Source organism: Methanosarcina sp. A14 (genome assembly GCF_001729375.1).
GTDB classification, from domain to species: Archaea; Halobacteriota; Methanosarcinia; order Methanosarcinales; family Methanosarcinaceae; genus Methanosarcina; species Methanosarcina barkeri.
The window spans coordinates 1-3,826 of sequence record NZ_LZPK01000239.1; the positions used below are offsets into that span (position 1 = coordinate 1).

General features: G+C 38.5%; 4 protein-coding genes. 3 read left to right on the top strand and 1 reads right to left on the bottom strand.

What is annotated here, in order from left to right:
• Window positions 1–434: 434 nt before the first annotated feature.
• Window positions 435–1,334 carry a PAS domain-containing protein gene (locus A9239_RS11610; protein WP_230668817.1) on the bottom strand — a complete coding sequence of 300 codons (900 nt, stop codon included), beginning with the start codon at window positions 1,332–1,334 and terminating at the stop codon, window positions 435–437.
• Window positions 1,335–1,407: 73 nt separating this feature from the next.
• On the opposite strand from A9239_RS11610, the gene A9239_RS18410 reads away from it, so the two are divergent.
• The 3 genes from A9239_RS18410 to A9239_RS11625 all read left to right on the top strand — a co-directional run bounded on the left by A9239_RS18410 (window position 1,408) and on the right by A9239_RS11625 (window position 3,799).
• Window positions 1,408–1,872, top strand: a complete 465-nt coding sequence (locus A9239_RS18410) for a DUF2769 domain-containing protein (RefSeq protein WP_069575310.1) — start codon at window positions 1,408–1,410, stop codon at window positions 1,870–1,872.
• A gap of 740 nt (window positions 1,873–2,612) precedes the next feature.
• Window positions 2,613–3,251 carry a Fe-only nitrogenase accessory protein AnfO gene (gene anfO, locus A9239_RS11620; protein WP_048117393.1) on the top strand — a complete coding sequence of 213 codons (639 nt, stop codon included), beginning with the start codon at window positions 2,613–2,615 and terminating at the stop codon, window positions 3,249–3,251.
• Window positions 3,252–3,319: 68 nt separating this feature from the next.
• Window positions 3,320–3,799 (top strand): hypothetical protein, encoded by a 480-nt coding sequence (locus A9239_RS11625; protein ID WP_048117395.1) that lies wholly within the window; start codon window positions 3,320–3,322, stop codon window positions 3,797–3,799.
• Window positions 3,800–3,826: the final 27 nt, after the last annotated feature.

A 3,826-nucleotide genomic window follows, 5' to 3' on the forward strand; every position in this document is an offset into this window, starting at 1 on the left:
TTGAAAGTGCTATGAAAATTAGAAGAGTGGCAGTGACAGAATACTTAAGGAATCCCCAATACACGTTAAATTAATTCAAATATTTGAAAGTTTGGAAAAAACAATATGCTAGGAGCCAACTGCGTAACTCCTAATACTCTCAAACATAAATAGTTATTTGTTAAGAAAGTAAGAAAGCTATAAGAAGTATCTAATTCATATTAGGATGACATAGGGTAGTGATTATTTAGAACTTAACATTATATTACTGTTAAATAATATATTATTTTGTATTTTTCTTGAGACTTGAAACTCCCTGACCAAGCTTACCAACTAAACTTGTCAACTAAACTTGTTCTATAAAATAGAATTCCGGAAATAATATAAATCGGTTAAATTCCGGCTCCTGAAAGCCTGAAGATTGTTTCTTATATTTTCTTGTTTAAATCTACAGGTCAGGCTCTTTTCATACTTCGGGTTATATCTTCTATAATACCCTGGAAATGAGTAACTTTTCCTTCCTCGTTGCGTTGGATAAAGGTTTTTTCATCAATCCAGCGGACATCAGCAGTCTGAGTAAGAATCCGGTACTGACGGTTAAACTCCTTTCCTCCTTCTTCACAGTTTTCCTCAAGTTCAAGTTCCACAAGGAGCAGGTCTTCGGGGTGGATAATCTTCCCATAAAGAACTTTTCCGGAAATGAAGTCCTCTGGAACGTACCCGAACTGCCTGACATTTTCAGACACATATAGCGTGGGCCAGTATTTTTCAGCCTTCCAGAGAAACACTACCATTGGGCTATTGTTAATTACGGCTTCAAGGACTTTTTGCCGCTCAAGGAGAGCTTTTTGTTTTTCCATGAGAGCTTTCTGGCTTTGAAGAGCATCCTTCAGAGCCTTTTCATTTTTAATCTCCTGAGTAATGTCCCTGACTATTCCCTGGAAATTCGTTACATTTCCTGTCTTATCACGCTGGATAAAAGTCTTTTCTTCTACCCATCGGATTTCCCTCTTCCCTGTAAGAACCCTGTACCTCTGTACAAAGCTGTCATTTCCAGCCTCGCAGCATCGGGTAAGTTCCTTTCTAACCCTATCTATATCCTCGGAATGGACTATATCTGAATATATTATTCTTCCTGTAAGGAAATCTTCTGCGCTGTATTCAAGCTGGGTTACGTTTTCCGAAACGTACTTGGCAGGCCATTTTTTATCAGGAGCCCAGAGAAAAGCCATAACCGGGCTGTTATTAATTACGGTTTCCAGAACTTGCTGTCTTTCCAGTGCTTCACCAAGAATCAGTTCGTCGCTTTCAGCCAGTTGATTGAATCCCATAGCTTCTACCTCTCCAATAACCATTCCAGATCCAAAATCCTTTAACCTCCTCAGGTAATGTACGCTTTTTAAATCCTTAAGCAATATATAATATATTTTGACATCTTATAAATCATGTCTTTCTGCACACAGGAGGAATGTTCTGAGTTCCAGACTACCAACAGTAAATGAAAAGGATAACTGGACAAAGGAAAAGTCCGAGAAGAGAACATTTGAAATAGTACAACAGACCAGGAAAGAATATGGAAAATATTTCGGGATCTGCAGCTCATACCATAACCTTAAAGCCTGCGCCTGCAAAAACTGTCCTTCTTATTCCGGCGGTGCAGGGATGTTTTGCTCCAGAGGCAAACGTCTGGAACAGGGAAAAAAACTGGGTTGCCTCTGTGAAACCTGTGAACTTTTCAGGAAATTCCGACTTGAAGGAGAATACTTCTGCCTGAATGCCGAAAAACCGGAACTGTCCGAAGAAAAGCCTGAGTTTCTCCTGAAGAACTGCAGAAAAGTTCCTGAATCCAGTGGTAAGACCAGGTTCTGTGTGCTGGGAGAATCAAAAATATAAGTACATGAATTCAAAGTGAAATGAATTCGAAGTGAAATGAATTCGAAGTGAAATGAATTCGAAGTGAAATGAATTCGAAGTGAAATGAATTCAAAGTGAAATGAACTCAAAGGTAAATGAACTCAAAGGTAAATGAACTCAAAGGTAAATGAACTCAAAGGTAAATGAATTCAAAGTGAAATGAATTCAAAATCACCGAAACCTGAACAACCCTCGTTTTTTCTTGGAATTCAAATTAAAATGACTGAAAATCTCTTTTATACCGATTTCAGATTTCAGATCTTTTATTCATAGTGTTTGGGATTTTTATTCGGAAAATTGTAGTCGCTTTCTAACCTGAAACCTATTACAGAGATTTCAATAAACAGCCTTTATATTTTCATATGGTTTCCAGTTCTATGTAGCTTTTCGTCTCTGGTTGCAATATCCTTTGGCGGAGTTAATCTGGTCTGGCTTTACTCTGGTCTGGTTTTCTTTGTTTATAATCAATGGTTTTCGTTCCAAGAATCTCACAGTTCGTTATTTCTCTAAAACAAATAGCTGGTGCGTTCCGGAAAAATATGAAGATACTATTGTTCGCATGATAAAATGGACTGAAAGCGCGTTCACAAACGATATATCACAGGTTGCTGAATGAGTCCAGCAGAGCTTATATAAATCGAACAATAATCAAATGGTAAGAAATTGTTTTAATCGCATTCCGACATCTCATAAATTTCAACACGACAGGAGGACACGCCTTGAAAATAGCAGTTGTAGAAAACGAGAACCAGAAAGCGAGTTCAATATTCGAACCAGGATTCATTGCAATATATGAGGAAGACGGTGGGGAATGGAAAGTTCTGACACGGTTTGAAAATCAAGTTTGCAACGCGAAAGGTATGGCCGCGGTACGCGCGTCTGTAGCGGATACAATAAAACAGCTTGGCGACGTAAAAGTAATTGTTGCAAGTGAAATCCCAGGAATAGCGTCCGGGACTTTTCAAGCAGCAAGTTTTGACATATTCCTTGTGGAAGGTAATGTGCTGGATCTTCTTGATTCAATCAAAAAAGAAATGCTTGAAACAATTGAGGAGCGTCAGAAAGAACCGCCAAAATTTGACATCACGCAGTTTCTGGAACCCGGTGTGAATAAAGGTGATTTTTCGATTAATATAGAAGACATCATGTTTAAAAATCCGGACTTGACTTCAAAGAAAATTCTGATCCCCTATCTGAAAAACGGAGAATTTAACAGACTGGATGTCATTTGCAGCCATATTCCAAAGTGGTTTGTCACAAATTTAGGCTCCATGGGGTTTGAATATGAAATCGTGAACGATTTGCCGAATAGAAAGACTGTTAGAGTAGTGCGCATGCAAACTTCGTCATCGAAATAAAGGCATAGATTTTTGGAAAATCAGGATACAGGTAAATCTTATTATCGTTTAAGGAAAGTAATGATATAATGGACGGAAGGGGAGCAGAAAGAGGACCTCTGCAACTGGACATAGGAATAGTTGTATCAGGGCTTGGAGGGAACTCCAATCAGGAAAGGAATCAATTTAACGGACTTGTTTCCTTTTTCGGTGTTGATTTTGGATTATATATCGGACCATCATATAATCCGTTTCGGACTATAGGACCAAGTATAGGCATCGGTGTGGTTATAGGGTCTAATGGTTTTCTGGCTGCAAAATTGGGCGTTCATTTCAGAAGAGCATTCGGTTTAGCTATGCTTTTTCCTATAGTTCCTATTTATGGTGTTACTGGAGCAAGCTTTTTAGCTGCGCTGCCTATTTCAGAAGGAGCTAAAGTTGCAGCAACTATCCCTTTACTGTTAGTGCCGGCAGCATTCGTATACCAGGGAAATCTCAAAGAATTACATAGGCGCGGAATAGAAACTTTAACGGAATTGAGAGCACGTCTGCCAGGAAAAAAATATTAATTCATAAAATTAAACCTGAATCTATTA

Coding starts and splice junctions, on each gene's coding strand:
- A9239_RS11625 (WP_048117395.1), top strand. CDS start 3,320: ATGGACGGAAGGGGAGCAGAAAGAGGACCTCTGCAACTGGACATAGGA.
- A9239_RS11610 (WP_230668817.1), bottom strand. CDS start 1,334: ATGGTTATTGGAGAGGTAGAAGCTATGGGATTCAATCAACTGGCTGAA.